At 64.7% G+C, this 26,157-nt stretch carries 20 protein-coding genes; 12 read left to right on the forward strand and 8 right to left on the reverse strand.

The window, feature by feature from the left end:
• Positions 1–177 precede the first annotated feature (177 nt).
• Together rpoD and dnaG are read right to left on the reverse strand one after the other, a co-directional pair.
• On the reverse strand, positions 178–2,187 hold the full coding sequence (rpoD, locus tag DRF71_RS03495; RefSeq protein ID WP_112309168.1) for an RNA polymerase sigma factor RpoD: 2,010 nt from the start codon (positions 2,185–2,187) through the stop codon (positions 178–180).
• Positions 2,188–2,278: 91 nt separating this feature from the next.
• The gene (gene dnaG / locus DRF71_RS03500) at positions 2,279–4,285 is read right to left on the reverse strand and encodes a DNA primase (protein WP_112309169.1); all 2,007 of its coding nucleotides are present in this window, start codon (positions 4,283–4,285) and stop codon (positions 2,279–2,281) included.
• Between the two features lie 259 nt (positions 4,286–4,544).
• Here dnaG and DRF71_RS03505 point away from each other — a divergent pair, with 259 nt between their 5' ends.
• Entirely contained in the window at positions 4,545–4,940 is a 396-nt protein-coding gene (locus tag DRF71_RS03505) for a YigZ family protein (protein ID WP_112309170.1), read from the forward strand.
• On the opposite strand, the gene DRF71_RS03510 is transcribed toward DRF71_RS03505, so the two are convergent.
• Positions 4,931–5,764: a hypothetical protein gene (locus tag DRF71_RS03510; protein WP_112309171.1), complete on the reverse strand. Its 834-nt coding sequence runs from the start codon at positions 5,762–5,764 to the stop codon at positions 4,931–4,933. The two genes, DRF71_RS03505 and DRF71_RS03510, sit on opposite strands and share 10 nt — an antisense overlap.
• Entirely contained in the window at positions 5,761–7,140 is a 1,380-nt protein-coding gene (rimO, locus tag DRF71_RS03515) for a 30S ribosomal protein S12 methylthiotransferase RimO (protein ID WP_112309172.1), read from the reverse strand. Before rimO ends, DRF71_RS03510 begins: the two co-directional genes overlap by 4 nt.
• A 319-nt stretch (positions 7,141–7,459) precedes the next feature.
• Between rimO and DRF71_RS03520 the strand changes: the two genes are divergently transcribed.
• Both DRF71_RS03520 and DRF71_RS03525 read left to right on the forward strand, forming a co-directional pair.
• Positions 7,460–9,514, forward strand: a complete 2,055-nt coding sequence (locus DRF71_RS03520; protein ID WP_112309173.1) for an AsmA family protein — start codon at positions 7,460–7,462, stop codon at positions 9,512–9,514.
• Between the two features lie 295 nt (positions 9,515–9,809).
• Positions 9,810–10,565 (forward strand): carbonic anhydrase family protein, encoded by a 756-nt coding sequence (locus DRF71_RS03525; RefSeq protein ID WP_112309174.1) that lies wholly within the window; start codon positions 9,810–9,812, stop codon positions 10,563–10,565.
• A gap of 79 nt (positions 10,566–10,644) precedes the next feature.
• Here the strand turns inward: DRF71_RS03525 and DRF71_RS03530 are convergent, their stop codons facing one another.
• Positions 10,645–11,295: an OmpA family protein gene (locus tag DRF71_RS03530; protein WP_112309175.1), complete on the reverse strand. Its 651-nt coding sequence runs from the start codon at positions 11,293–11,295 to the stop codon at positions 10,645–10,647.
• Positions 11,296–11,566: 271 nt separating this feature from the next.
• On the opposite strand from DRF71_RS03530, the gene nth reads away from it, so the two are divergent.
• Together nth and DRF71_RS03540 are read left to right on the forward strand one after the other, a co-directional pair.
• Positions 11,567–12,208: an endonuclease III gene (gene nth, locus DRF71_RS03535; RefSeq protein ID WP_112309176.1), complete on the forward strand. Its 642-nt coding sequence runs from the start codon at positions 11,567–11,569 to the stop codon at positions 12,206–12,208.
• Positions 12,205–13,194, forward strand: coding sequence for an adenosine kinase (locus DRF71_RS03540; RefSeq protein WP_112309177.1), 990 nt, complete (start codon positions 12,205–12,207; stop codon positions 13,192–13,194). The genes nth and DRF71_RS03540 overlap by 4 nt, the downstream gene beginning before the upstream one ends.
• A 108-nt stretch (positions 13,195–13,302) precedes the next feature.
• Here DRF71_RS03540 and DRF71_RS03545 read toward each other — a convergent pair whose 3' ends face one another.
• Positions 13,303–14,307: a zinc ABC transporter substrate-binding protein gene (locus DRF71_RS03545; protein WP_112309178.1), complete on the reverse strand. Its 1,005-nt coding sequence runs from the start codon at positions 14,305–14,307 to the stop codon at positions 13,303–13,305.
• A 69-nt stretch (positions 14,308–14,376) separates the two neighbouring features.
• On the opposite strand from DRF71_RS03545, the gene DRF71_RS03550 reads away from it, so the two are divergent.
• From DRF71_RS03550 to DRF71_RS03570, 5 genes are all read left to right on the forward strand, one after another.
• Positions 14,377–14,895, forward strand: coding sequence for a transcriptional repressor (locus tag DRF71_RS03550; RefSeq protein ID WP_112309179.1), 519 nt, complete (start codon positions 14,377–14,379; stop codon positions 14,893–14,895).
• Positions 14,895–15,713, forward strand: a complete 819-nt coding sequence (locus DRF71_RS03555; RefSeq protein ID WP_112309180.1) for an ATP-binding cassette domain-containing protein — start codon at positions 14,895–14,897, stop codon at positions 15,711–15,713. Before DRF71_RS03550 ends, DRF71_RS03555 begins: the two co-directional genes overlap by 1 nt.
• Entirely contained in the window at positions 15,706–16,497 is a 792-nt protein-coding gene (locus tag DRF71_RS03560) for an iron chelate uptake ABC transporter family permease subunit (protein WP_112309962.1), read from the forward strand. The genes DRF71_RS03555 and DRF71_RS03560 overlap by 8 nt, the downstream gene beginning before the upstream one ends.
• Positions 16,498–16,709: 212 nt before the next feature.
• Positions 16,710–17,780, forward strand: coding sequence for a hypothetical protein (locus DRF71_RS27190; RefSeq protein WP_157970909.1), 1,071 nt, complete (start codon positions 16,710–16,712; stop codon positions 17,778–17,780).
• A gap of 403 nt (positions 17,781–18,183) precedes the next feature.
• Positions 18,184–20,685: a GcvT family protein gene (locus tag DRF71_RS03570; RefSeq protein WP_112309181.1), complete on the forward strand. Its 2,502-nt coding sequence runs from the start codon at positions 18,184–18,186 to the stop codon at positions 20,683–20,685.
• A gap of 145 nt (positions 20,686–20,830) precedes the next feature.
• Here DRF71_RS03570 and DRF71_RS03575 read toward each other — a convergent pair whose 3' ends face one another.
• Together DRF71_RS03575 and DRF71_RS03580 are read right to left on the reverse strand one after the other, a co-directional pair.
• Complete coding sequence (locus DRF71_RS03575) at positions 20,831–21,640, reverse strand: glycoside hydrolase family 25 protein (RefSeq protein WP_112309182.1); 810 nt, start codon at positions 21,638–21,640, stop codon at positions 20,831–20,833.
• A gap of 32 nt (positions 21,641–21,672) precedes the next feature.
• Positions 21,673–22,770: an NAD(P)/FAD-dependent oxidoreductase gene (locus DRF71_RS03580; RefSeq protein ID WP_198672102.1), complete on the reverse strand. Its 1,098-nt coding sequence runs from the start codon at positions 22,768–22,770 to the stop codon at positions 21,673–21,675.
• A 258-nt stretch (positions 22,771–23,028) separates the two neighbouring features.
• Between DRF71_RS03580 and DRF71_RS03585 the strand changes: the two genes are divergently transcribed.
• Positions 23,029–24,645 carry a hypothetical protein gene (locus tag DRF71_RS03585; protein WP_157970910.1) on the forward strand — a complete coding sequence of 539 codons (1,617 nt, stop codon included), beginning with the start codon at positions 23,029–23,031 and terminating at the stop codon, positions 24,643–24,645.
• A 325-nt stretch (positions 24,646–24,970) separates the two neighbouring features.
• On the forward strand, positions 24,971–26,113 hold the full coding sequence (locus tag DRF71_RS03590) for a benzoate/H(+) symporter BenE family transporter (protein WP_112309184.1): 1,143 nt from the start codon (positions 24,971–24,973) through the stop codon (positions 26,111–26,113).
• Positions 26,114–26,157: the final 44 nt, after the last annotated feature.

Consider the following 26,157-nt stretch of genomic DNA (forward strand, 5'->3'; position numbering starts at 1 on the left):
TCAAACCGACCTTGGCGTCACTCACTTGGCTGTAGCGAGGCTTCGGTTGCGCGCCGCGCGGCATGACGATCACGTCCATATTCAGCTTTAGGCGGTGTGGGGCATGAGTTGCCCGAGGGGCAGAGGCCATAAAAAGGGGGCGAAAATCGCACCCTGGTCTGATTTCCGACGAGTTGCTTACTGGTCGAGGAAGCTGCGCAGCTTGCGGGACCGGCTCGGATGTTTCAGCTTTCTCAGCGCCTTGGCTTCGATCTGACGGATCCGCTCGCGGGTGACCGAGAATTGCTGACCAACCTCTTCCAGCGTGTGGTCGGTGTTCATGCCGATGCCGAAGCGCATCCTGAGAACCCGCTCTTCGCGCGGCGTCAGCGAGGCGAGAACCCGGGTCGTGGTCTCTTTCAGGTTTTCCTGAATCGCCGAATCCAGCGGCAGGACCGCATTCTTATCCTCGATGAAATCGCCAAGCTGGCTGTCTTCCTCGTCGCCGATGGGCGTTTCAAGGCTGATCGGCTCCTTGGCGATCTTCATCACCTTGCGGACCTTCTCAAGCGGCATTTGCAGCTTTTCGGCCAGCTCTTCCGGCGTCGGCTCGCGGCCGATTTCGTGCAGCATCTGGCGGCCGGTCCGGACCAGCTTGTTGATCGTCTCGATCATATGGACCGGGATCCGGATCGTGCGGGCCTGGTCGGCAATCGAGCGGGTGATCGCCTGACGGATCCACCAGGTCGCATAGGTCGAGAATTTATAGCCACGGCGATATTCGAACTTATCGACCGCCTTCATCAGACCGATATTGCCTTCCTGAATAAGATCAAGGAATTGCAGGCCCCGGTTGGTGTATTTCTTGGCAATCGAGATCACCAGGCGCAGGTTGGCCTCGACCATTTCCTTCTTGGCCTGGCGGGCTTCTTTCTCGCCCTTCTGCACCTGGTTCACGATGCGGCGGAATTCGCCGATATCGACGCCGATATACTGGCCGACCTGGGCCATATCGGCGCGCAGCTCCTCGACCTTGTCGCGGCTCTTTTCGATCAGCGTCTGCCAGCCACGGCCGGCTTTTTCCGCCATCCGCTCGACCCAGGACGGGTCCAGCTCATAGCCCTGATATTCTGCGATGAATTCCTGGCGGTTGATCCGCGCGCCATCGGCCAGTTTCACCATGCCGGAATTGATCGACATGATGCGCTTGTTGATGCCGTAAAGCTGGTCGATCAGCGCTTCGATCCGGGAATTGTTCAGATGCAGCTCATTGACCAGCAGCACCATCTCGCCGCGCAGTTTCTGATAGGCACCCTCTTCCGAAGTGGTGAAGCGGGTCGAGGACGACATGGTTGCCGCCATCCGCTGTTCCTGCATCCCCGAAAGCTCGGCGTAATTGGCGGCGATCTGCTCAAGGATCTCCAGCACTTTGGGACGAAGCGTCGCCTCCATCGCGGCCAGCGACATATTCGAGCCGTCATCATCCTCGTCGTCATTGTCTTCACGCGAAAGCGGATTGCCATCGGCATCCAGCTCGGGTTCGTTCGCCGAACGGCGCGGCGCGGCATCGGCCGAGACCACGCCCATCTCATCCAGCGGCGGGCCTTCGAGGTCCTCGTCGCCGTCGAGATTGCGCCCGAAGGTCGCCTCAAGGTCGATCACGTCGCGCAGGAGGATCTCTTCGGACAGAAGTTCGTCGCGCCAGATGGTGATCGCCTGGAAGGTCAGCGGGCTTTCGCAAAGCCCGGCGATCATCGTATTGCGGCCGGCCTCGATCCGTTTCGCGATGGCGATCTCGCCCTCGCGCGACAACAGCTCGACCGAACCCATTTCACGCAGATACATCCGGACCGGGTCATCGGTGCGATCCAGCGTTTCCGTTGCCGGGCCGGCCAGGGCGACCTCGCGCGAGCCGGAGCCGGAATTCGGATCGACCAGCTCGGAGCCGGTGCCACCGTCCTCGCCTTCCTCGGCCTCGTCGTCTTCGACAACGTTGATGCCCATCTCCGAGAGCATCGACATCACATCCTCGATCTGGTCGCCAGAGACCTGATCGGGGGGCATGACGGCGTTCAGCTGTTCCATCGTGATATAGCCGCGCTCACGAGCGTCGGCGATCATCTTCTTGACGGCAGCCTGCGACATGTCGAGCGAGATATCGGCCTCGTCGCCATCCTGCTTAACGTCGTCTTGTTCCTTGAGGGCCATGGATGCTCCTGTGGGGATGGTGCGAATCGCGATTGTATCAGTTCGAATCAATAACGCGAATCACAGCGGGGGAAAGGGCGAATCATACGAATCAACCGGGGCGGGCCTTACCGCCCGCACTGAAATCAATCGAATCGAACAATTTTCGGCGTCTTTCAAGTTCATCGCGGTCCAGTTCGACGCCATTGGGCGCAATGACCGATTCGGTTTTCTGGTCCTGCGGGCCCCGGCTGGCGCTGGCCTTTGCCTCGGCCGCTTTCGACAGCCGCCAGGTCAGACCCTCATCCACAAGGCCCGAGAGGTCCTCGACCGCCTCGGCAAGTTCGACCCGGTGACCGCGATCGGCCTGAAGACGCGCCAGCGCCTCCTCGACACAGGCGGCGGCGAAGTCCTCATCGGCTTTCGGCTGCAATCCGGGATTGGAGCGGACATGGTTACTGCGGGTCAGTTCGTCAAGAAGGCCGGGGCTGTCGGTCTCGATCAGGTCGCGGCAATCGGGGGCGTGGAAATGCGTCAGGATCAGATTGCGCAGGCGGAAATGGGTCTCATTGCTCAGCTCAAGCCGTTCCAGATCATGTTCGAACCGGGCAATCAGGCCCGGAAACCGCATCAGGATCGCCAGCGCCACCGCTTCGCGGATCCCCTCCGAGACGCGGCTGGGGTAGAGCAGGTCGGCTTCCGTCCCGGCCAGCGCCGAGTTCTTGGCCGCATCGCTTGCCGGCAGCGGCGGCGGCACGAATTTGCCGTTCCGCATCTGCCCGCGCGGACCCGGCTGCCAGGGCCGGCCGGGAATACGGGTGGCCGGGCGGCGGCCCTGGCGGAACAGCTCCCAGCGAAGCTCCTTGATATCCTCGCCGTAATGCGCGCGGATCGAGGGATCCTGGATGCGTTTCAGTGCGGCGCGCAGTTTCTTGTCCAGCGCCGCCTTGCGCTCGGGGCTGTCGAAGACCTGGCCCTCGGTCTCGCGGTTCCACAACAGCCGCACCATCGGCTGCGCGGCATCAAGCACCTCCTGCACTGCGGGGGCGCCGCGCGCCCGGATCAGATCATCCGGGTCCATGCCCTCGGGCATCATGGCAAAGCGCAGCCCCTTGCCGGCCTCCAGCAAGGGCAGCGCGAGGTCGATCACCCGCAAAGCCGCCCTTACCCCCGCCTTGTCGCCATCCAGCGCGATCACCGGTTCATCCGCGATCCGCCACAGCAGCCGCAGCTGATCCTCGGTGACGGCGGTGCCCAAAGGCGCCACGGCGGCCCCGAACCCGGCCTCGGACAGCGCGATCACATCCATATAGCCTTCGGCCACGATCAGGCGCTGACCCTTGCCGGCGGCCTCGCGCGCGGGGCCGTGATTGAAGAGGTTACGGCCCTTGTCGAACAGTTCGGTCTCGGGGCCGTTGAGATATTTTGCCTGGTCATTCGGGTCCATCGCCCGGCCACCAAGGCTGATCGCCCGGCCGCGCCCGTCGCGGATCGGGAAGATGATACGATTGCGGAACCGGTCATAGGGCTCTTTCCCCCTGGCCGAGGCCGCACAAAGCCCGGCATCGACCAGCAGCTCTTTCGCGATGCCCTTGCCGGTCATGGCGGTGAAAAGCGTTGACCAGCCATCTGGGGCGAAGCCGATCTCCCACCGCTCCTGCGCGGCTTCCGACAGGCCCCGTTTCGCGAGATAGGCGCGGGCATCCGATGCCGCCTGCGTCTTCAGCTGCAGGCGGAACCATTTCACCGCCTCTTCCACAATCTGGGTCAGTTCGGTGCGGCGATCGGCTTTTTCCGCCGCGCGCGGGTCGCGCTCGGGCATCTGCATCCCGGCCTCGGCGGCCAGCACCTGCACTGCCTCCATAAAGCCGAGATTCTCGCTTTCCTTGATAAAGGTCAGCGCGTCGCCCTTCGCATGGCAGCCGAAGCAATAGTAAAATCCCTTGCGGTCATCGACATGGAAGCTTGCGGATTTTTCCTGATGGAAGGGGCAGGGCGACCACCAGTCCCCTTTGGCCATATTGGATTTGCGTAAATCCCAGGTGACCTTCCGCCCGACAACGGCGGAAAGCGAGACGCGGTTGCGCAATTCATCAAGGAAACCGGGGGGCAGGCTCATGGATGCGAATATGGGACGAGAGGCGTCCGGATGCCAGCCCCAACCGCAGGCGCGCGCGAGGCGGTAAGGTCTTGTTAATCACCCTGCACAGCAAGCGCCCGATCCTGCGGGATTTCCCTGTCGGGGCCGGAATGCGGGTTTCCCGCCGAGGGAGGTGCGCGCCCACCGTGCCGATGCGGGCTTCCCCTCAGCCGCGCATCCTGCGAAACCAGAGGGCCTCGCCCCTGATCCGGGCGGCGCAGGGGGACAGGGGGAGGCTATGGCGGATCTGCCGGGGGCTGGTTTTACGATCGGCGACGTGATCCGCGACCGCGGCTCGCGTTATGCGGTTTCGGGCGGAGAGGTGGCGGATAAAGCCGCAGCGCTGGCCTTTCTTGCCGTGCTGAGACGCGACAAGAAATTCGCCAGAGCCACGCATAATTCCTGGGCCGCCGATACGGTCAGTGATGGGCCCTTGCGCAATGATGATGGTGAAAGCGGCGCGGCGGCGATCATCCTGAGGATGCTGGAACGCGAGGGGCTGAAGGATCATATCATCGTCGTCACCCGCTGGTATGGCGGCGTGCATCTGGGCGGCGACCGTTTTTCGCATGTCACCGCCTGTGTCCGCGCCTGGCTGGAGGCGCGGAGGGATCGGGGGCGGGATCAGGGCTGATCCGGCGCCGGCCCGCTCTCTGCAACCTTATAGGCCACCACGCTCCAGACCACGCTTTGCAGGTCGATATTGTCGCGCGGACCCAGCTCTGCGAGATGGTCGCCAAGCTCGGCCATCATATCCAGCAGTGCCGCATAGCTGCCGGCATTCGGCTTTGGGTCATAGCTGTGCAGGAAGGAATGGCCCACCCGTTCGGCGAAAAGCTTCGAGACCTCGGGCTTGAGGAACATATGCTGCTCTGGCCGCCAGAAATAGGGCAGGTAGGTGACAGCCACCCAGGAGGCGCCGCCATCGCCGTGAAAGCCCGCATTCAGGCCGCGACAGGCGCCGTCGATATCGCCAAGCGCGAAATCGCGTATATATTGCAGCCAGTCACCCGCCCGGGGGCCGCGCAACAGATCGGCAAGCCGGGCTTTGCTGTGCGGGTCGACGAGGTTGGTCTTCTGAAAGGCCTTCAGCGCAAGCTGGCCCTGACCCTCTGACCCATCCACCTGTTCAGGCGGCAATTCCCGGGCGAGGAAATCGCGGGCGATATCCTTATAGGCGCGCTCGCCGGTTTTCGTGTGGCCGATATAGGCGGGGTCAGCGAAGCCTTGCGGGAACAGCGTCAGAAAGCGGCTGCGGGCGCCGGCATAGCCGATAAAGCCGCTGTTGCTCCCGGCCAGTTTGCGGCGGAGCGCCGCCTCGACCTCGCCGGCGGTGGCGCCGCTGACCGGCTCGTTCGAGCGGCCGAGAATGATGCCGCGCCAGCTGCCATCCTTCTGCGCCAGGATGCGGAGCAGATGTTTGCCGACCTGGATCTCGCCCCGCAGCAGCCGGCTCATACCAGCCGGCCCCAGAGGTCATATTCGCCGGCCTCGTCCACCTCGACCGTGACGATATCACCGGGGGCGAGGCTCTCGAAACCCTCGTCGATAAAGAGATTGCCGTCGATTTCCGGTGCATCGGCTTTGGTGCGGCAGGTGGCACCGTCTTCGTCGACCTCATCGACGATCACCTCGATGCGGCTGCCGATCTTTGCCGCCAGCTTCGCCTCGGAAATCGCCTGGGCTTTCTCCATGAACCGCGCGAACCGCTCTTCCTTGACCTCATCGGGGACATGGTCAGGCAGGGCGTTCGAGCGCGCGCCGCTCACATTCTCATATTTAAACGCGCCCACCCGGTCGAGCTGCGCCTCATCCAGCCAGTCGAGCAGCGTCTGGAACTCTGCCTCGGTCTCGCCGGGATATCCCACGATAAAGGTCGAGCGCAGCACGATATCAGGGCAGGCGGCCCGCCAGGCGGCGATTTCATCCAGCGTCCTTGATGCCGCCGCCGGCCGCGCCATGCGTTTCAGCACCTCGGGATGGGCATGCTGGAAGGGGATGTCGAGATAGGGCAGGATCAGGCCCCCCGAAGCGTCTGACTGGGCCACCATGGCGGGGATCAACTCGCGCACATGCGGATAGGGGTAGACGTAATGCATCCGGACCCAGGCGCCCAAAGACCCAAGATCGCGCGCCAGCGACAGGATCGGGAATTTCTCATCACGCCCCTTCCAGTCGGTGCCGTAAGCCGAGGTGTCCTGGCTGATCACCAGCAGTTCCTTCACCCCGGCCTGAACCAGCTTTTCCGCCTCGCGCAAGACCGCTTTCGCCGGACGTGACTGCAGCTTTCCGCGCATGTCCGGGATAATGCAGAACTTGCACTTATGGTCACAACCCTCTGAAATCTTGAGATAAGAAAAGTGTCGGGGCGTCAGGCGGATGCCGCTTGCCGGCAGCAGGTCTATAAACGGATCGGGCGAGGGCGGCACCACGCCATGCACCGCATCCAGCACCTGCTCATATTGATGGGGGCCCGTCACCGCCATGACCTTGGGATGCGCGCCGGTGATGTAATCGGGCTCGGCTCCCAGGCAGCCGGTGACGATCACCCGGCCATTCTCGCGCAAAGCCTCGCCAATCGCATCGAGGCTTTCGGCCTTCGCGGAATCCAGAAAGCCGCAGGTATTGACGATCACCGCATCGGCGCCCTTGTAATCGGGCGAGATCGCATAGCCCTCGGCTCTGAGCCGCGTCAGGATCCGCTCGGAATCCACCAGCGCCTTGGGACAGCCAAGCGAGACCATGCCAATCGTGGGTTGCCCTTCGCGCCGCGCCATTTCAGGAACGGTTGCACGGGCAAGATCAGGGCGGAGGAGGGGCGGATTTTGCGACATTCGCGCGCATATAGGCCATTCGCGCCCCTTCGGATAGAGGGATCAGAGACCTGCGGCCTGCAAAGCGACAAAGACCTGTGCCGGCTTCCTCCTGACAAAAATACTCCCGCCGGAGGCTCCCGCAGCCAGGCAGGCGCGCGTCCCGCCCCCCGGCCGCCCCGCCCCCCGGCCGCCCCGCCTCCCGCCCCGCCTCCCGCCCCGGCCGCTCCTGGCAATTTGATGCCAGAGCCATCCGCCGCCCTGTCGCGCGTCTTGCTCCGGGAACCGCTCCGCTCCTAAACTCGTTACCAGAGCATAAAAACAAAAGCTGGAGGCGGTGATGCGGTGGATCTGGCGGGCGCTGGCGGGGCTGATGGTCCTCGTGGTGATCCTGGTGATCGGGGTGATGATGATCCCGGCAGAGCGGATTGCCCGGCTGGCTGCGGATCAGTTCGAGAAAGCGACCGGCCGCAGAATGCAGATCGAGGGCGAGATTTCGCCGCGCTTCTGGCCGGTGCTTGGTGTGAAGACCGGCAAGGTCACCATTGCCAATGCCGCCTGGTCCGACAGCGGCACGCCGCTTTTTGCCGCCGACAGCGTGATGATCGAAATCAACACCTCGGCGCTTCTGGGGGGCGAGGTGAAGATCCTCGGCCTCGAATCCGAGCGCCCGCGCCTTTTGCTTGAACGCAGCAAAGAAGGGGCGGCGAACTGGGAATTCACCCCGCCGGCCCCCGCCGAAGCCGATGCCGTTCCGGGTGCCGGAGAAGCGGGCCCTGATGCCCCCTCTGGCCCAACCGTCTTCTCGCTGGAAAACGGCATCATCACCGGCGCAACGCTGCGCTATATCGACCATGCCTCGGGTCAGGATCTTGTGCTGGACGGGGTTGATGCCGAAATTGCCATTCCCGATTTCACCGGCCCCTTCACCCTGAATGCCAGTGCGGTAACCTCCGGTCAGAGGCTTTCTCTCAAGGCCGAAGGCGGCGTGTTTTCGGCTTTCTCCGAGGGGCGCGTGGTGCCGCTGAAGCTGGACCTTGCCATCGGGAACAGCCGGATCGGTTTTGACGGGCGCGGCGGCTGGGATCCTGCTGCGGCCGAGGGCGCGTTGACCGCCGATCTCTCGGATCTGGCCGCCATCGGCGCCGCTTTCGGGGCGACGGTCTCACCGCCTCCGGCGGGTTTCGGCGCGAAAACACTGACCATTGCCGGCCAGGTCGTGCTGGATGAAAGCGGTGCGCTCTATCTGCGCGGGGCCGAGATCACCGCCGACAGCAACCGGCTGCTTGGCGATCTCGACCTCAGCCCGGGCGGGCCGCGCCCGAAACTCTCGGGCAATCTGCGCGCCGATGCGCTTGATTTCCGGGGGTTGTCGGGGGGCGGCGCCGGTGAGCCATCGCTGGGCGGCGGCGCGGGCGGGGGCATGGAGGCCGCAGGCTGGCCCAAAGACCTTATCGACGTCTCCGCCCTTGGCCTGGCCGATGCCAATATCAGCCTCGCCGCCAATTCGGTCGATCTGGGCGTGGTGAAATTCGGCGAGACCCGCTTCATGCTGACCATAGACCGCGCGCGCGCGGTGTTCGATCTGCGCCAGCTTGCGGCCTATGGCGGCGCGATCAGCGGAGAATTCGTGGTCAACGGGCGCGGCGGGCTGTCTGTCGGCGGCACGCTCGCGCTGGTCGGGCTCGATTCCGCGCCGCTGATGATGGATCTTGCCGGCTGGGACCGTCTGGTCACCAAAGCCAGCCTCAATCTGAAATTCCTCGGCATCGGCAATTCCATCGACGAGATCATGCGCTCCCTGAAAGGCGATGGCAGTCTGACGCTGGGCAAGGGCGAGCTGCGGGGGCTGGACATTGCGGGGATGCTGCGCCGGCTCGACACCTCTTATGTCGGCGAGGGGCAGAAGACGATTTTCGACGGTATCGCCGGCACCTTCACCATTCTGGACGGCGATCTGACCACCGGCGACCTGCGCCTCGTCGCCCCCTATCTGACCGCCAGCGGCGCCGGGCGGATCGGGCTTGGCGGTCGCGATCTTGACATGCGGCTGCGCCCGACCGCTTTCCCGGGCGACAGCGAGGGCACCGGTGGCGTGATGGTGCCTTTGCGGATCACCGGCTCCTGGGCCGATCCGACCTATCGGCTGGACCTTGAATCCATCGCCCGCGAGAAGATGGAGGCAGAGGCGAAGGCCGCCGAAGAGCGGCTGAAACAGGAGGCGAAAGAGGCCGAGGCCCGCGCAAAGGCCGAGCTGGAGGCAAAACTGAAATCCGAGCTGGGGGTAGAGGCGGCGACAGGCGAAAGCCTGGAAGACGCCGCCAAACGCCGCGCCCGCGAGGCGGTGTCGGAAGAGGCGGGGCGCTTGCTGGAGGGTATTCTCGGCGGCAACTGAGGCGCCATCCGCCCTGGGGCTGCCAGGGCGCGGCCCCGGTCGGGGGGGCGCCGGGGCGGGCCTTTCCCTGCCGGGAAATCAGCGGCCTGGCGACCAGGCGCCCGGTCAGGCACCCGGCTTGGCATTTTGCGCGAATGAACGGAAATCCTCTTATCTGGCTGAATTTCATGCGGTTTCGGAAACTGTTCGCAAAATGGGTCTCTGTTGGCCCGGTTCCTGCCAGCTCCCGGCCATGGTCCTGCCGCGCTCTGCCGGACACTCGATCCGGGGTGTTTTGTGGAGCGCGTGAAAGAGTATGTGTGAGATTTGTGAGGAGCCGCCGAAGAAACGACTGGGCCGGCGCGAATTTTTTGGAGTAGCCGCGTTGCTGGCGGGCAGTGGTGCCTTTGCGATTGCCAGCAATGCCATGGATAACGGTGCGCGCCAATGTGCGCCCCTTCTGGCCGATGCCCGGAAAGCGATCAGTCCTGACCGGGCGATCTCGATGCTGGCCGAGGGCAATGCCCGCTATATTGCCGGCAAGCCATTGAATTGCGACAATCTCGGCGCGATGCGCGCGACTGCCGAAAAGCAGACCCCCTTTGCCTGCGTGCTGGGCTGCATCGATTCCCGCGCCGCGCCCGAGCTGGTTTTCGACCAGAAGATCGGCGATGTCTTTGTCGGCCGCGTCGCCGGCAATATCGCAACGCCCGAGATCATCGGCAGCCTGGAATTCGCCACGGCGGTTGCGGGGACAAAGGCGATTGTCGTCCTGGGCCATACCCATTGCGGTGCCATCAAAGGGGCGATCGACCAGGCCGATCTCAGCCCGAACCTGACCGCTTTGCTGGACGGGATCGAGCCGGCGGTACAGGCGACCCCGCGCGAGGGCGCGCGCTCCTCGGCCGATCAGGGCCTTGTCGAGGCGGTGGCGCTCACCAATATCCGGCTGACCGTCGCTGCGTTGACGCAACGCAGCGCGGTGCTGCAGGGGCTGGTATCCGAAGGGAAGCTGCGCATCATCGGCGCGCTTTATGATGTCGGGACCGGCCGGACTCATTTCCTGGCCTGATCCCGGGCAGACGTCACAAGGGCGGCGCTCAAATGAAAAGGGCCGGGAAAGACCCGGCCCTTTCGCGATCTTACCCGGCTCAGTTGGTCGGGCGGATATAGATCTCGACGCGGCGGTTCTGCGCGCGGCCTTCGGGGGTGAGGTTCGACGCCACCGGGACATCCTCGCCCCGGCCCATGGCCGAGATGCGGCCCGCCGGCACGCTGTTGTTGCGCAGCACTGCGGCGACCGAATTGGCGCGACGCTGCGACAGGTCGAGGTTATAGGCGGCGGCCCCGGTCGAATCGGTATGGCCGATGATCTGGATCTGGCTGTTCGGATAGCGGATCAGGCTTTGGGCGACGGCGCGCAGATCGCCTTGCAGCGAACCCGAAAGCGTCGCGCTGTCGGTTGCGAACAAGAGATCCTGCGGCATGTTCACCAGCAGGTAATCGCCGTAATTGGTGACATTGACGCCCGGGGACATCTGCGAACGCAGCTCTGCCGCCTGCTGATCCAGCGTCGCGCCAATGGCGCCGCCGGCCAGAGCGCCGATCACGCCGCCAACTGCGGCCTTGGCCAGCCGGTTGTCGCCGCCCGAGCTTGCACCCGCCGCCGCGCCGACAAGACCGCCCATGATCGCGCCCTGCTGGGTGCGCGCATTGGGATTGTCGGGATAGGCATTCGGGTCGACGCAGCCCGAAAGGGCGATGGCGCAAACCGATGCGAGAAGAATGGAAATCCTGGTCATGTTTCTGCTCTTGTCTGACAGAGGTGCGGCCCGCAAGTGCCGGGCTTGCGGTATCCTATACCACCTGGACCGGATGGGTGACAGTAGGGTGACGCTTATATGTCTGATGCGCGGCTCTGCGCCGATAGCCCGCGAAGAGCACCCGCTGCCGCTTTCATCCCGGCAATAATACGTCCGCGCGCGCGCATCCGCCGGCAGCCAGAACCATTTACTTCGGCAGGGGGCGCAAAACGCTTGTTTCCCGCCCACGCCCCATGGCAAAGCGATCCGCATGGTACGCCAGCTCGATTATACCGCGATGCAAGCCGTCTTCACCCGCTTTCGGGAAACCGAGGCCGAGCCGAAAGGCGAGCTTGACCACACCAACGCCTTCACGCTGCTGGTGGCGGTGGCGCTGTCGGCCCAGGCGACGGATAAGGGCGTGAACCGTGCGACCCAGGGTCTGTTCCCCATCGCCGATACGCCGGAAAAGATGCTGGCGCTTGGCGAAGAGCGCCTGATCGACCATATCAAAACCATCGGGCTCTACCGCAACAAGGCGAAGAACGTGATCCGCCTCAGCCAGCGCCTGATCGAAGAATATGGCGGCGAGGTTCCGTCGTCGCGCGCCGCGCTGATGACGCTGCCGGGGGTGGGCCGCAAGACGGCCAATGTGGTGCTGAATATGTGGTTCCGCATTCCCGCCCAGGCGGTCGATACCCATATCTTCCGCATCGGCAACCGCAGCGGCATCTGCCCGGGCCGTGACGAGGCCGCCGTCGAGCGCGCCATCGAGGATAATGTTCCCTCCGAATTCCAGCAACACGCGCATCACTGGCTCATCCTGCACGGGCGGTATATCTGTGTCGCGCGAAAACCCAAATGCGGCATCTGCCCGATCAGCGAATGGTGCCTTTTCGAGGAGAAGACATGAAGAATTACCAGGTTGTGGGCATCGGCAATGCCATCGTGGATGTGCTTTCCACTGCCGATGACAGTTTTCTCACCCGCACCGGCATCGAGAAGGGCATCATGCAGCTTGTCGAGCGCGAGCGCGGCGAGTTTCTCTATGACGCGATGGACAATCGCCGCGAGGCGCCGGGCGGCTCGGTCGCCAATACCATCGCGGGGCTTGGAAGCCTCGGCCTCTCGACCGGTTTCATCGGCCGGGTGCGGGAGGACGAGCTGGGGCGCTTCTATGCGAAAAGCATGGCGGATGAGGGCACCGATTTCGTGAACCCGCCGGTGGCGGGGGGCGAGCTTCCGACCTCGCGCTCGATGATCTTCGTCTCGCCCGATGGCGAGCGTTCGATGAACACCTATCTGGGGATCTCCTCGGAACTGGGGCCGGAGGATGTGTCGGATTCGGTGGCGGGCGGCGCCGGGATCCTGTTCCTCGAAGGGTATCTCTACGACAAGGACAAGGGCAAAGCCGCGTTCGAGCGCGCCGCGAAACTGACCCGCCAGGGCGGCGGCAAGGCCGGGATCGCGCTCTCGGACCCGTTCTGCGTGGATCGCCACCGTGACAGCTTCCGCGGGCTGGTGAAGGATCTCGATTACGTCATCGGCAATGAACATGAATGGGCATCGCTTTATCAGACCGATCTGTCGGCGGCGCTGGAGCAGGCAGCGCAGGACGCCGGGCTGGTGGTCTGCACACGCTCGGGATCCGAAGTGATCCTGATCCGCGGTGATGAGCAGGCAGTGGTGCCAGTGACCCGGGTGGTGCCGGTGGATGCGACCGGGGCAGGGGACCAGTTCGCGGCAGGTTTCCTTTACGGGCTTGCGACCGGCGCCTCGCTGGAGGTTTCCGGCCGCATGGGCTGCGTTGCCGCCGCCGAGGTGATCAGCCATTTCGGCGCCCGCCCCGAGGCGGATGTTAAGGCGCTGTTCCGCGCAGCCGGTCTGATCGCCGGTTGAGCAGAGCGGGATCGGGCGCGCCCTTGCGCCCGATTTCTGACCAGAAATCGGTCCGGAGCCTTGAAGGCTCCGTGCCGGAGTTTTGAGAAAAACTCCGGCTGCCAGTGGTTACGGTTGCGGGACCGGGCCGGCTGAAAGGCAATCTGAGATGGTTTGCGCGGTCGAGATCAGCAGCAGCGGATAGAGGTCGGCACCCGGCTCCATTGCGGTGCCGACCGGATTCAGCGCCTTGCCGAGTCTGACGCCGGTATTCTCGGCCACGCGTTCCGCCAGGGCGGGGTCCTGGCCAGTCTCGGGGAAGAGGCAGACCACTTCTCCTGCCGCGACCTTCGCCCTGAGTTCCGTGAGATGTTTCGCACCTGGCGCGCTGGCATCGCCGGGCGAGATTGCTCCGACGGGGTTCAGGCCGTAATGCGCGGTGAAATAACCATAGGACTCGTGAAAACTCACAAAGGGCTGGTTGCTGACGGGCGCCAGCAGCATCCTGGCATCGCTATCGGCCTTGTGGATGGTTTCGGCTGCCGCATCCGCATTGGCCGCATAGGTCGCCGCGTTGTCCGGGTCCAGCCGCGCCAGCTCTGCTGCGATCAACTCCAGCCACAATGCGCCATTCGCCGGGTCGAGCCAGGCATGGGGATCGGTGCCCTCATGCGAATGGCCGTGTTCGTCCTGGTCGTCACCTTCTTCCTGCCCATGATCGGGTTCCTGCCCGTCCTCATGGGCTTGTTCATGGTCGTGCTCTTTGCCCTCGTCATGCCCCCCTTTGGGATAGGCCTGCAGATGGGTGCCCCTGGCCGCCAGCAGCCCCAGCACCGCCGCGCCTTCAGGCCGCATCGCCAGAGGCTGGTCAATCCAGGGCGTCAGTTCCGGCCCGATCATCACCACCAGATCGGCGGCAGACAGCGCCTGGGCCTGCGAGGGGCGCAGCTGGAAATGATGCTCGGACGCGCCCGGCTCCAGCAAAAGCTCCGGCGCCCCCAGATCGCCCATCACCATCGCCACCAGCGAATGTACCGGCGGTACATCGGTCACCACTGTCGGGACTTCGGCAAAGGCGGCAGAGCCCAGCAGCATGGCGGCGCTGGAAAGCGTTGTTGATATGATATAACGCATGGATCAGGTCTTTCGCTTGAGGGGCGCATGATCTATGTATGTAATACCATAACACGTCAAGGGGCCGATATGGCACATGATCATGCCTCGGATTGTCCTTCCTGCCAGGAACCGGCAGCGGCGTTCTCCCGCCATGACCATGCCCATTGCGCCCAGGATGTGCTGGAGCGCGCCGATGGGCTGGTGGCGCAAAGCGGGGCGCGGCTGACGCCGGTGCGGCGGCGGGTGCTGGAGATCCTGCTGGAGGAACACCGCGCCATGGGGGCCTATGATGTGTTGAAACGTCTTGCGGCCGAGGGCTATGGCAATCAGCCCCCCGTTGCTTACCGCGCGCTGGAATTCCTTGTGGAACAGGGTCTTGCCCACCGCATTCGCCGGCTGAACGCATTCGCCGCCTGCATGCATCCGGGCGAGGCCCATGCGCCGGCCTTTCTGATCTGCCGCAATTGCAACATCGTGGCCGAGGCTCCGGCGGCAGCCGTGCGCAAGGCGCTGGATGCGGCGGCGGATATGCTTGGCTTCCTGGTCGAGCGCTCCACCGTCGAGGCGCTGGGCCTTTGCCCCGCCTGCCGGGATCAGGCAGCGTGATGGCGCGGGCAAACGCGGGTGCGAAGGGGGATCCGGCCGTCCCCTTGCTGCGCGCCGTCGGCATCTGCATCCGCTTTGGCGGCGATGAGGTTTTGCATGACATCTCTCTGGCCATCGAGCCGGGCGAGATTGTCACCATTCTCGGCCCGAACGGCTCGGGGAAATCGACGCTGCTCAGGGCGTTGCTGGGGATCCTGCCGCTCAGCAAGGGCAGCATCGCGCGCGCGCCGGGGCTCAGCATCGGCTATGTGCCGCAACGGCTGGTGATCGAGCGGACGATGCCGATCAGCCTGCGCCGCTTCCTGTCGCTTCCCGCGCGGGTCAGCGACGGTCGCGCGGCGGCGGCGCTGCAGCGCGTCGGGCTTGAGGGCAAGGGCGGTCTGCAGATGGCAGCGCTGTCGGGTGGCCAGATGCAACGGGCGCTGCTGGCGCGGGCGCTCTTGTCCGGGCCGCAGCTTTTGATCCTTGACGAACCGACGCAAGGGCTGGACCAGCCCGGCGAGGCGGGTTTTTACCGGCTGATCGGGGAGGTCCGGTCAGAGACCGGCGCCGCGATCCTGATGGTCAGCCATGATCTGCATGTGGTGATGGCGGCAAGCGACCGGGTGATCTGCCTGAACGGTCATATCTGTTGCCAGGGCACCCCTCAGGTGGTCTCGACCGCGCCGGAATACCGGGCGCTTTTTGGCATGGGCACCAGCGGCGCGCTGGCGCTTTACCGCCATGACCATGATCACGACCATAACGGGTCGCAGGATCACCATTGCGGCCATGACCATGATCACCACCATCATCACGGAAATCCCCCGCATGTTTGACGATCTGGTAACCCGCGCCACGCTGGCGGGGGCGGGGCTTTCGCTGGCGACTGGCCCTTTGGGCTGTTTCGTGATCTGGCGGCGGATGGCCTATTTCGGTGATGCCACCGCCCATGCGGCGATCCTTGGTGTCGCGCTGGCGCTTGCGACCGATCTGCCGGTGAGCCTTGGCACCCTCGTGGTGGCGCTGGCGATGGCGGTGACGGTTGCCGCGCTGGCTGCAAAGGGCTGGGCGATGGATACGGTGCTGGGGGTGCTGTCGCATTCGGCGCTGGCCTTTGGGCTTGTCGCGGTCAGCTATTTCCCGACGGTGCGCAGCGATCTGTCCTCCTGGCTCTTCGGCGATATCCTCGCGGTCGGGCGCGGTGATCTGACCTGGATCTGGCTGGGATCGGGGCTTGTGGCCGCGCTGATCGCCTGGCGCTGGCAGGCGCTTTTGACCGCCACGCTGAGCGAGGATCTTGCCCAAGCCTCGGGCCTGAACCCCGCGCGTGAGCGGCTGGTCCTCGTGGTCGCCCTGGCCGTGGTGGTGGCGGTGGCGCTGAAAGTGGTGGGTGCGCTTTTGATCGCCGCTATGCTGATCATCCCCGCCGCCAGCGCGCGCTGGCTGGCGCGCGGGCCCGAGCGGATGGCGGTGCTGGCGGTGGGGTTTGGCCTCGTGTCGGTGGTGCTTGGGCTACAGCTCTCGCTCTGGCAGGATACGCCGGCCGGGCCTTCGGTCATTGTGGCCGCTGCAGGGCTTTTCGCGCTGTCCGGGCTCTGGGCGGCATTGCGGGACCGCTGAGGGGCCACAGAAAGGAACACAGAAAGGACCACAGAAAAGGGTCACCAAAGGGCCAGCAAAGGGGCACTGACGGGCCACCTGGGGGGCACAGGCGGGGGCAACAGGGGCGAATGCGGCAGAAAACTGCCGCGCCTTCGCCCGAGACCTGCCCGATTCCTTCGGTAACAGCTGAACGGGCAAGGCGTTGTGCCGGACGGCTCTGAAGGTGTGGAATGCGTTTTATCAATATATTGGTCGGGATCATCCTGCCGGCGGCGGCGCTGGCCGCCTGGCTCTGGTTCGGCTTTCAAAAGACCAACCAGGCCAATCTGGAAGAGGGGCTCGACCAGGTCACCTTTGATCAATATGTGATCGCCTGGGTATCGGATTTCGGCAAACCCGACACGTCGCATCTGCCCGGCGGTGGCGTGACCGATCTGGCCGAAATGCTGCCGGTGGCGCCCGAGGGCTGGACGCGGCGCGCGGTTGGCAAACCGGACAGCCGCGCGCTTGGTATCAAGGGGCTGGATGACCGGCGCCAGGCGCTTTTGCGCGATGCGGCCGTTGCAGACAGCGGCGAGGGGATCGAGCAGGGCAATGCGGCCTGGGATACGCCCGATGGCACGCTGGTTGCAGAGCTTGTGCGCTATCCCGACACGCTTTTCGCCACCCCGGCCGGCGAGGAGTTGCGGGCAAGGAACAGCGCGCCCTTCGGCTCGGTCGGCAATGACCCTTTCCTGAACATCGCGGGGCTGGAAATCCGCGAGGCGCAGCTGGCGCCGCATATCCCGGCGCGGGTGCTGCGGGCGACGCTGGGAGATCAGATCGTGCTGCGCGTCACGGCTCCGAAATCCATGTCGGATGAGGTGCTGCGCGGCTTCTTCTCGACGCTGAATGTCGCGGCGATGAATGGCCGCCTCGCGGCGCCGATCGCGGGCATGGGCGAGGTGAGGGTCGATAAAAAACGCCTTGCCGTGCTGGTGGATCAGATGACCGATTCCGAGCGCGCCCTGCTGGAAGAGGCCGGCGCCGGTTTCAGCAATGAACGTGCCCGGATCGAAGCGGGGCGCGAGGCACTCTGGGCCGGGCTGAGCAGCGAGGATCTCGCCGCAGGCGCCGCAGCGGCGGCGGCAACCGGCGGGGCCGTGGCCGCCGATCCGGTCGCGGTGCGGCGCGGGGTCGGAAAGACCGATCCGGGCCGCAGCAGTTTCAAGACCGGGGGCAAAGGAAACCGAATGCAGGATGACTGCAAGAAGGTCGACGGACGCAAGACCTGCGGCGTGGCGGCGCCCCAGGAGGAATAGCGCCCGTCGCCGCCGGCTGGCCCGGCAAGGCCCGCGCTTCCCGACCGGGGGGCAGCCGGGCGGGGCCGGCCGGCGGAACACTCAATCGTCCTGAACCCCGGGTTTCCTGATGCCAGGAATTCCTGAGGACCCCGAATGGGAGGTCCCGGAGCGTGACGCCCCCGAACGAGAGACCCCCAACGAGAGACCCCCGAACGAGAGACCCCGGAGCGTGAGATCCAGGGCACGCGAGACCCGGGGCGGGGCGGATAACCCCCTGCTGCCCGCTGCGACCTCTTTCGCGCGAAGTGAGGCGATGTCGCTTTTTGACGCTATGGGTCGCGCGGTGCAGCCCTGTCCCCTGTCGCTCTGGCAGAAATGAACCTGTACTGACGCCAGGATCATCCCGCTGGAGACGCGCCCTATGAAAACCCATGTCAAAGCTCTCGTCGTCGGCGGCGGTGCCGTTGGCACTTCGATCGCCTATCACCTGCAAAAGGCCGGATGGGAGACGATGCTGGTTGAACGCGACGAGCTGACCTCCGGCTCGACCTGGCACGCTGCGGGGCTTTTGCCGCTGTTCAACATGGGCTATGCCACCACCCATATCCACAAATATTCGGTCGATTTCTATAAGGGGCTTGAGGCCGAGACGGGCCTCAATGCCGGCTTTTCCGTCTGCGGCAACCTGCGCATGGCGCAGACCGATGCGCGGATGGATGAGTATATGCTCTATTCCTCCGTGGCCGAAACCGCCAACGTCTATCACGAATTCCTGACGCCCGCGCAGATCAAAGAGCGCTGGCCGCTTTTGCGCACCGAGGATCTGAAAGGCGCGCTCTTCCACCCGCAGGATGGCTATATCAACCCCGCCGATGTGACCCAGGCCATGGCCAAGGGCGCGCGCCAGCTTGGCGTGACCATCGAGCGCAAGATCCAGGTCGACGGCTATCGCTGGACGGGCTCGGAATGGATCGTCTCGGTCACCCGCATGGCCGATGTCGGCGGCAACCTGGTGCCTACGGAGGAGAAATTCGAGATCCATGCCGAACATGTCGTCACCGCGACCGGCAACCATTCGCAGCGCACCGCGAAGCTGCTGGGCATCAAAATCCCCGCGATCCCGGTGGAACACCAGTTCATCGTGACCGAACCCGACCCTGCCCTGGTCGCCTACCGCGCGGCCGGCAACCCGGAACACCCGGTTCTGCGCGATGCCGATGCGAAATGGTATGTCCGCGAAGAACGCGGCGGCTGGATCCTTGGCCCCTATGAGCGCGGCGCGCCCGCGCGTTTCCCCTACGGCGTGCCCGACAGCTTCCGCGCCGACCTCTTCCCGCTGGATCTGGAGCGGATCGAGGCGGAATATATGTCGATGATCCACCGGATCCCGACCTCGGAAGTTGTTGGTCTGAAAGACGATTTCAACGGTCCGATCTGCTATACGCCCGACGGCAACCCGCTGGTCGGCCCGGCGCCGGGCCTGCGCAATATGTGGCTGGCGGAAGGCTTCAGCTTCGGCATCACTGCCGCTGGCGGCACCGGCTATTACCTCGCCCAGATGATGGTGAATGGCGAGGCTGAGATCGACATGGCGTCCCTTGACCCGAAACGCTACGGCTCCTGGATGACGACCGAATATGCGGTGAAGAAGAATGAGGAATGCTATGAGCATGTCTTCATCCTGCACCACCCGGATGAGGAACGCGAAGCGGCCCGCCCCTTGCGCACCGCGCCCGCCTATGACCGCCAGCTGGCGCTTGGCGCACAGATGGGCCAGGTGAATGGCTGGGAACGTCCGAACTATTACGGCCCGGTCGATGCGCCCGCTGATTTCGACCACAACTCGCGCAGCTTCCGCCGTGGTGCCTGGTGGGATTATGCCGAACGCGAGGCGAAAGCCGTGCGCGAAACCTGCGGCATCATCGACGCCTCAGCCTTCACCAAGCACCGGGTAGCGGGGCCCGGCGCTACCGCTTTCCTGGACCATTTCACCTGCAACAAGCTGCCGAAGATCGGCCGCATCAACCTGACCTATGCCCTCACGGATGCTGGCACCACCCGCACCGAATATACCATCGTGCGGCTGGCCGAGAACGAATATTACCTGATCTCCGCTGGTGCCTGGACCGCCTATGACGCTGATTTCCTGCACAAAGCGGCGGAAGATTTCATCGCAGCCGGCGGCGGTCACCTCGACATCCATGACATCACCACGCAATGGGGGGTCTTTGCGCTTGCCGGCCCGACCGCACGGGCAATCCTGAATGAGATCGTCAAAGACGCGAACCCGGAAACGGTTTTGTCCAACAAGCGCTTCCCCTGGCTCTCTTACCGGGACATCGAACTGGGTATGTGTCCGGTCCGCGCGATCCGGGTTGCCTATACTGGCGAGCTTGGCTGGGAACTCCACTACCCGATCGAATTCGGCCGCTACCTCTGGGACCTGCTGATCGAAGCCGGAAGGAAACATGGCCTCGCCCCGGTCGGAGCCCGCGCGCAGAACTGGCTGCGGCAGGAGAAGAGCTACCGGGCCTTCGGCACCGAGCTTGGCCGCGACGCGACGCCGCTGGAGGCCGCGCTGGACCGCTTTGTCGATCTGGAGAAAGACTTCCTGGGCAAACAGGCAATGCTTGATACCGGCATCCGCGCGAAATGCGTGACCGTGCTGATTGACGGCCCGTCGGACACGGATCCCTGGGGCAAGGAGGCGCTGCTGCTGAACGGTGAAAAGATCGGGCGCCTGACCTCGGGCGGCTGGTCGGTGGTGTTCGGCAAACAGATCGGCATGGGCTATGTGCGCCCCGATCTGGCAGAGGTCGGCACGAAGCTGAAAGTAAAGATGCTCCTGAAAGAATGGGATGCGGTTGTGGTTGAGGACAGCCCGCATGATCCGACCAATATCCGTATTCGCGTCGACGGCTGAGCCCTCTGCGCGCCGGGTCCTGCGGAATTTGGGTCCGGAGGAAGTATTAAGGCCGGTATCCGCTGCGGATACCGGCCTTCTCTTTTGGTTTCCTCTTGATGCAAATACTCCGGGGGCGCGGGGGCTGGCCCCCGCCTGCCGGTGCTTAAGGCGCGCGCGCCGCCAGCCAGGCGTTCCACTGCGCGGCATTGCCTTCATAGACGTTGATATCGACCTGGCCTTTGATGCCGGGGATCAGCCCGGTTGAAGTATATTGCCAGAACAGCCAGCGATGCCCGTCATAGAGGTCTTGCGGATGTTTCGCGACCGCACGCAGCCAGAAATCGGCGCCGGTGACTTTCCACATCTGATTGTCCTCGAAGAAATCAATCGAGGTATAGAGGATCGGCTTTTGCCCGTAATGGCGGGCGATGATGTCGATGAAGATGCGGGCATCCTCGCGGATCACCGATGCCTCTCGCCGGATGGTGCAGGTCGGAGAGAACGGCGTCCATTCCATATCGAGCACCGGCGGCAGCCCGCCTGCCACTTTCGGCACATTGCGGATGAACCAGCGCGCCTGTTCTTCGGCCGAGCGGCAGTGATAGTAGAAGTGATAAGCACCGCGCCGCACTCCTGCGCGACCGGCGCCGCGCCAGTGTTCCTCAAACATCGGATCAACGCGGTCGGCGCCCTCGGTCGCTTTGATGAAGGCGAAATTCACCCCATTCGCCCGCGCGGTCTCCCAGTCCACATCGGTCTGGTAGCGGGCAAGGTCGATCCCGTGCACCGCGTAATTCTGCGGCGGCTTGCCGCCCCAGCCAGTGACCGGCTTCGCATCGCCGAAATTCGGCGCGGTCACGACGGTGGGCGCCACGGGGCCGGCCGGTCGGGCATCGGGTTTCTCTCGCGACCCGCCGCCCCCACAGGCGGCGAGGGTCAGGCTCAGGGCGATGGCGGTCAGGATACGATTCATGGTGCGGATCGTCGCCGATCCGGGCCTGGCTGTCACGGGCTGATTTTGGCTCCACCGAGCCGCGCCGGGGCAAGCGCCGCGACAAGGTCGGCGGAAAGCGCCGGCGCCTCGCCGAGGATCAGGCTTGCGGCCAGCCGGCTTGCAGCGGGGCAGGTCTGGAACCCATAGCCGCCCTGGCCCGCCAGCCAGAAGAACCCTTCCGCGCCGGTGTCAAAGCCGATCACCGGCTGGCGGTCTGGCGAGAAGGTGCGCAGGCCCGCCCAGTTCGACAACAGCCGCGTAACCGGCTCGGTCACGCATTCCTCATAGCGCGCGAGGCCCTCGGCCAGCACCATATCATCGGCCCAGGCGTCATGCGGGCCATCGACCGGGTCCTCCTCGGCCGGCGAGACGATCAGCGCGCCGGCATCGGGTTTCATATACCAGGCCTCATCAGGGCCGAAGACCATCGGCCAACCCGCCACATCCATGCCGGCGGGTGCCGGGATTCGCGCCATCGAGCGGCGCAGCGGGGTGAAACCGAGACGGGGGAGGCCGGCCAGCGCGGCCACCTCATCCACCCAGGCCCCGGCGGCATTCACCAGAACACCCGCCCGGGCCTCATTCCCGGCCCATGTGACGCGCCAGCCGGTGCCGTCGCGATGGATTGCCTCCACCCGCGATCTGACGCGGATATCAGCCCCTCCCGCCCGCGCCTCGCGCGCGAAATGCTGCAGCAGCAGATCGGTGTCGATATCTTCGGCCGAGGGCGAAAAACCCGCGAGGGTGATCCGGTCGGGACGCAGGATAGGCACCCTTTGCCGCGCCTCGTCCGGAGAGATCAGCGCCAGCTCCATGGCGGCGGCATCAGTCGCGAAGGTCTCTTCCTCGCCAGGACCCGCCACCAGCAGCAGGCCGCGCGGGCTGAGGATACCGGGCGTGGCGCGGAACTCCGCCTCCGAGGCTTTCGAGAGCGCCACCACCGCCGGGGGGCCGTAATTCGGCTCATAAAGCGCGGCTGACCGGCCAGAGGCGTGATGGGCCAGATGTTCCTCGGCTTCGAGCACCAGAACCCGTCCCGCCGGAGCAAGCCGTGCTGCAAGCGAAATACCCGCAATACCGCCCCCGATGATGATGAAATCGTGATCCAGCGCCGCCTCCCATGCTTTGCCTGCCTGCGGGATATGCCCATTGTTTCGGCTGCGTCGCAAGTGGCCGGGGGCTGAGGGCTCTGTAGCACAGCCAGTGGGGAAATTAACCAGCCCTGCAATCAGGAGTCAGCACGGCGCCCGGATTGCGTTAATCTTTTGTTAACCTTTGCGATTCGCCGAGGGGTTTTATGCGTCCTGTTCCGTGGCGGTTTTCTCCCGCTGTACCCCGTAACCAGTTCCGCTCCTGTTGTGAGTATCGTGCCAGCATCGCCCGCATCTGCCGCGCAATCCGCGCTGATCATCCATATAGGCCCGCATAAGACCGGATCCACTGCGATCCAGAATATGCTGACGCAAAACACCGGGCTGCTGCTTTCAGCCGGGGTTTCCTCGGTTACCGGGCCGCTACCCTCGAAAGCCGCAATGGCGCTTGCCGGGAAGGATTTCGACCAGGCAAAGGCGCTTCTGACCCGGCTGGAGCATGAAATCAGCCGCAGCCCGACGCCGGTGACCATCCTCTCGCAAGAGGATTTCTGCGGCGAATTGCCGGGCCGGCGCAATACGGCGCAGATCTACCCCACCCTGGTCAAGAATATCCGCATCATGTCGCGCATCTTCGCGCGCCACCGCCCGATCTTTGTCCTTTTCCGCCGCGACGAAGAGGAATGGCTGCGCAGTTGCTATGCCCAGAACCTGCGCTATCGGCCGAAATTCTGGCGTTTCGAGGATTTCAGCGACGGGCTGCTGGATTTCCGCTGGGAGGATCTGACCGACAAGCTGCGCGAGACCTTTCCCGATACGGTCTTTGTCGAGGATTATCGCCGCGAGCCGGAACATGGGGTGACGCGGCTGTTATCCTATGCGGGGTTTCAGGCGCTGCCGCAGGGTTTCGACTGTTCCGCCATGGTGCAGAATGTCTCGCTGCCCGCCGATATGCTGCGCCGGCTGGAGCGGCTGAATCGCTTTGCCGATAATCCCAAGCTGTTGCCGGTCTATAAGGACAGGCTGCTGGCCGCACCGCGCGATCCCGTGCCCGAAGGCCGTGATCCGGCCTGGCCGCCCGCGCCGCAGCCCGATGTTCCCGGGCTTTCGGCGCTGGCCCGCCGCGCGGCAGAGCGGGTGGGGGAGCCCTCGGTCGTTGCCGATATCCTGCCCGATCCGGATGTCGATCTGGCTGGCTTAGGCGCGCGGATGATGCCGGCCGATGCCGAGATGCCCGAGGCCAGCCGGGTCGATATGCGCAACCAGGCCGATATTCTGCGCTATCACTTCCGGGGCCGCAGCGAGCTGGCCTGGACGCTGGGTCTGGTGATCTCCTGCTTGCGCCGCGACACGCAGCTGACCGAAAAGGCGCGCAACCTCTTTCACCGCATCTGGCGCGAAGAGGGGCAAAACCTCGTGGCGGAACTCAGCACACGCTGGCTGATCTCGACCCTGCAAACCTTCCTTGATCACGGAAGGGGCGAGGCGCAGCGGCTGATCGGCGGTATCGGCTATTTCTACGCCAATATGATGAAGATCTATGAGGGCGAACGCGCCATTGAAGGGCTGGAGACTGATGCGGTCTATCCCGGCAGCGAGGCGCAGACGAAGAACGGCTTTCGCGGCATGGACCGCTATACCCTTGGCGGCACGGATCTTTTGCTCAACACCAATGCGCTGGCGCTGAGCTATGCGGCGGCCGATCCGGTGGCGGGGCTGATCCTCGAAGAGCTGCTTTTGCGGGTGAAGCACAGCCATTCGGTCTTTTCCCGCAATGACCTGAGCCGCGCCGGGCTGGGGGTGTCGCAGCCCGGGTTCAGCAATACCTGGACCTTTTTCGAGGAAGTGGCGCCAGGGGGCGATGACGCGGCGCGGGTGCCGGGTCAGGCATAGGCCTCCCCCGGTGACAGGGGGCGCTCAGGCGCTATACTCCGGCACAGGATTTGCAGGAGCATGCAAGGATGAGATGGGGATTTTCCTCGACCCCGCTGCGCTGGATCATCGTCTGGGTCTTTGTGGCGCTGATCATTATCGGGGCGGCCATGGGCTGGCTGAGCTGAGGGCCGGCTGAGCTGGCAGGCTGCGGGGCTGCAAGCCGGCTTGCTGCCGGTCCGGGCCATTGCTAACAACGGCGCGTCCTGACGGGAGAGCCCTGATGCCGCTATCCGACCCGATTTCCGCAACCGCCGCGCGCTTGCGCGCCGCAGCCGGCTGAGCGATGTTCGCCGCCGCCCTTGTCGCCGCGCTGATCGGCTTTGGCTCCAGCATCGCGATCGTGTTGTCGGCTGCGGCTGCGGTGGGCGCAAGCCCGGCCCAGACCACCAGCTGGATCCTGGCTTTGTGTCTGGCGAAAGCGGCGGGATCTGCCTTCCTGTCCTGGCGCTACCGGGTGCCGGTGGTGCTGGCCTGGTCAACACCGGGCGCGGCACTGATTGCGGCCAGCGCGGGTGTGGGCATGGCCGAGGCTGCGGGGGCCTTCATCGTCGCGGGGCTTCTGGTGGCGCTGACCGGGGTGATCGGGCCGCTGGGAAGGCTGGTCCGCGCGATACCCGACGGCATCGCCGGTGCCATGCTGGCGGGGGTTTTGCTGCCCTTTTCGATGGCGGGGGCAAAAAGTGCCGGGCAGGATCCCGGGCTGGTTCTGCCGATGGTCGCGGTCTTTGCGCTGGTCAGGCTGGTCAATGCGCCGATGGCTGTGCTGGCGGCGCTGCTTACAGGGCTGATTGCAGCATTCGTGACCGGCGCGGCGGGCTGGCCGGGCCTGACCCTCACTCTGCCGGGCCTGGTCCTCGTCGCGCCGGAGTTTTCGCCCGGGGTGATGATCGGCCTCGCCGTGCCCTTATATCTGGTGAATATGGCGTCGCAGAACCTGCCGGGCTTCGCGACGATGCGGGCGGCGGGCTATGAGCCGCCGGTCTCGCCGGCGCTTGGGGTGACCGGGGGGCTTTCGGTGCTGTCGGGGGTCTTCGGCGCGCATAGCACAACGATGGCAGCGATCACGGCGGCGATCTGTATGGGGCCGGATGTGCATCCCGATCCGGCGCAGCGCTGGAAGGTCGGGTTCTTCTATGCGGCGATCTGGGTGTGCCTTGGGCTGGCAAGCCCGGTCATCCTTGTGTTGCTGACCGCTTTGCCGCCTGCGGTGATGGTGACCCTGGTGGCGCTGGCGCTGCTTGGCCCGCTGACCGGGGCGCTGACAACCGCCTGCGCAGCACCCGACCAGCGTTTTGCGGCGACGCTGACCCTTACGGTCAGTGCCTCCGGAATGGTGGCTTTCGGAATCGGCGCGGCGTTCTGGGGGCTGATGGCGGGCATTGCCGTCTTTACGCTGGAAAGGCTGTACGCCACCCGCCAGAGGTGAGCACCGATTTCTTCAAAGAAATCGGGCCAGAATTTTGAAAAATT

The organism is Pseudogemmobacter bohemicus, assembly GCF_003290025.1.
Classification (GTDB): domain Bacteria; phylum Pseudomonadota; class Alphaproteobacteria; order Rhodobacterales; family Rhodobacteraceae; genus Pseudogemmobacter; species Pseudogemmobacter bohemicus.

What these genes read in the sequence shown, in the direction of transcription:
- DRF71_RS03545 (WP_112309178.1), bottom strand. Translation starts at nt 14,307, where the DNA reads ATGCGTTATATCATATCAACAACGCTTTCCAGCGCCGCCATGCTGCTG.
- DRF71_RS03520 (WP_112309173.1), top strand. Translation starts at nt 7,460, where the DNA reads ATGCGGTGGATCTGGCGGGCGCTGGCGGGGCTGATGGTCCTCGTGGTG.
- nth (WP_112309176.1), top strand. Translation starts at nt 11,567, where the DNA reads ATGGTACGCCAGCTCGATTATACCGCGATGCAAGCCGTCTTCACCCGC.
- DRF71_RS03525 (WP_112309174.1), top strand. Translation starts at nt 9,810, where the DNA reads ATGTGTGAGATTTGTGAGGAGCCGCCGAAGAAACGACTGGGCCGGCGC.
- DRF71_RS27190 (WP_157970909.1), top strand. Translation starts at nt 16,710, where the DNA reads ATGCGTTTTATCAATATATTGGTCGGGATCATCCTGCCGGCGGCGGCG.
- DRF71_RS03570 (WP_112309181.1), top strand. Translation starts at nt 18,184, where the DNA reads ATGAAAACCCATGTCAAAGCTCTCGTCGTCGGCGGCGGTGCCGTTGGC.
- DRF71_RS03560 (WP_112309962.1), top strand. Translation starts at nt 15,706, where the DNA reads ATGTTTGACGATCTGGTAACCCGCGCCACGCTGGCGGGGGCGGGGCTT.
- dnaG (WP_112309169.1), bottom strand. Translation starts at nt 4,285, where the DNA reads ATGAGCCTGCCCCCCGGTTTCCTTGATGAATTGCGCAACCGCGTCTCG.
- DRF71_RS03540 (WP_112309177.1), top strand. Translation starts at nt 12,205, where the DNA reads ATGAAGAATTACCAGGTTGTGGGCATCGGCAATGCCATCGTGGATGTG.
- rpoD (WP_112309168.1), bottom strand. Translation starts at nt 2,187, where the DNA reads ATGGCCCTCAAGGAACAAGACGACGTTAAGCAGGATGGCGACGAGGCC.
- DRF71_RS03505 (WP_112309170.1), top strand. Translation starts at nt 4,545, where the DNA reads ATGGCGGATCTGCCGGGGGCTGGTTTTACGATCGGCGACGTGATCCGC.
- DRF71_RS03590 (WP_112309184.1), top strand. Translation starts at nt 24,971, where the DNA reads ATGTTCGCCGCCGCCCTTGTCGCCGCGCTGATCGGCTTTGGCTCCAGC.
- rimO (WP_112309172.1), bottom strand. Translation starts at nt 7,140, where the DNA reads ATGTCGCAAAATCCGCCCCTCCTCCGCCCTGATCTTGCCCGTGCAACC.
- DRF71_RS03530 (WP_112309175.1), bottom strand. Translation starts at nt 11,295, where the DNA reads ATGACCAGGATTTCCATTCTTCTCGCATCGGTTTGCGCCATCGCCCTT.
- DRF71_RS03550 (WP_112309179.1), top strand. Translation starts at nt 14,377, where the DNA reads ATGGCACATGATCATGCCTCGGATTGTCCTTCCTGCCAGGAACCGGCA.
- DRF71_RS03510 (WP_112309171.1), bottom strand. Translation starts at nt 5,764, where the DNA reads ATGAGCCGGCTGCTGCGGGGCGAGATCCAGGTCGGCAAACATCTGCTC.
- DRF71_RS03575 (WP_112309182.1), bottom strand. Translation starts at nt 21,640, where the DNA reads ATGAATCGTATCCTGACCGCCATCGCCCTGAGCCTGACCCTCGCCGCC.
- DRF71_RS03555 (WP_112309180.1), top strand. Translation starts at nt 14,895, where the DNA reads ATGGCGCGGGCAAACGCGGGTGCGAAGGGGGATCCGGCCGTCCCCTTG.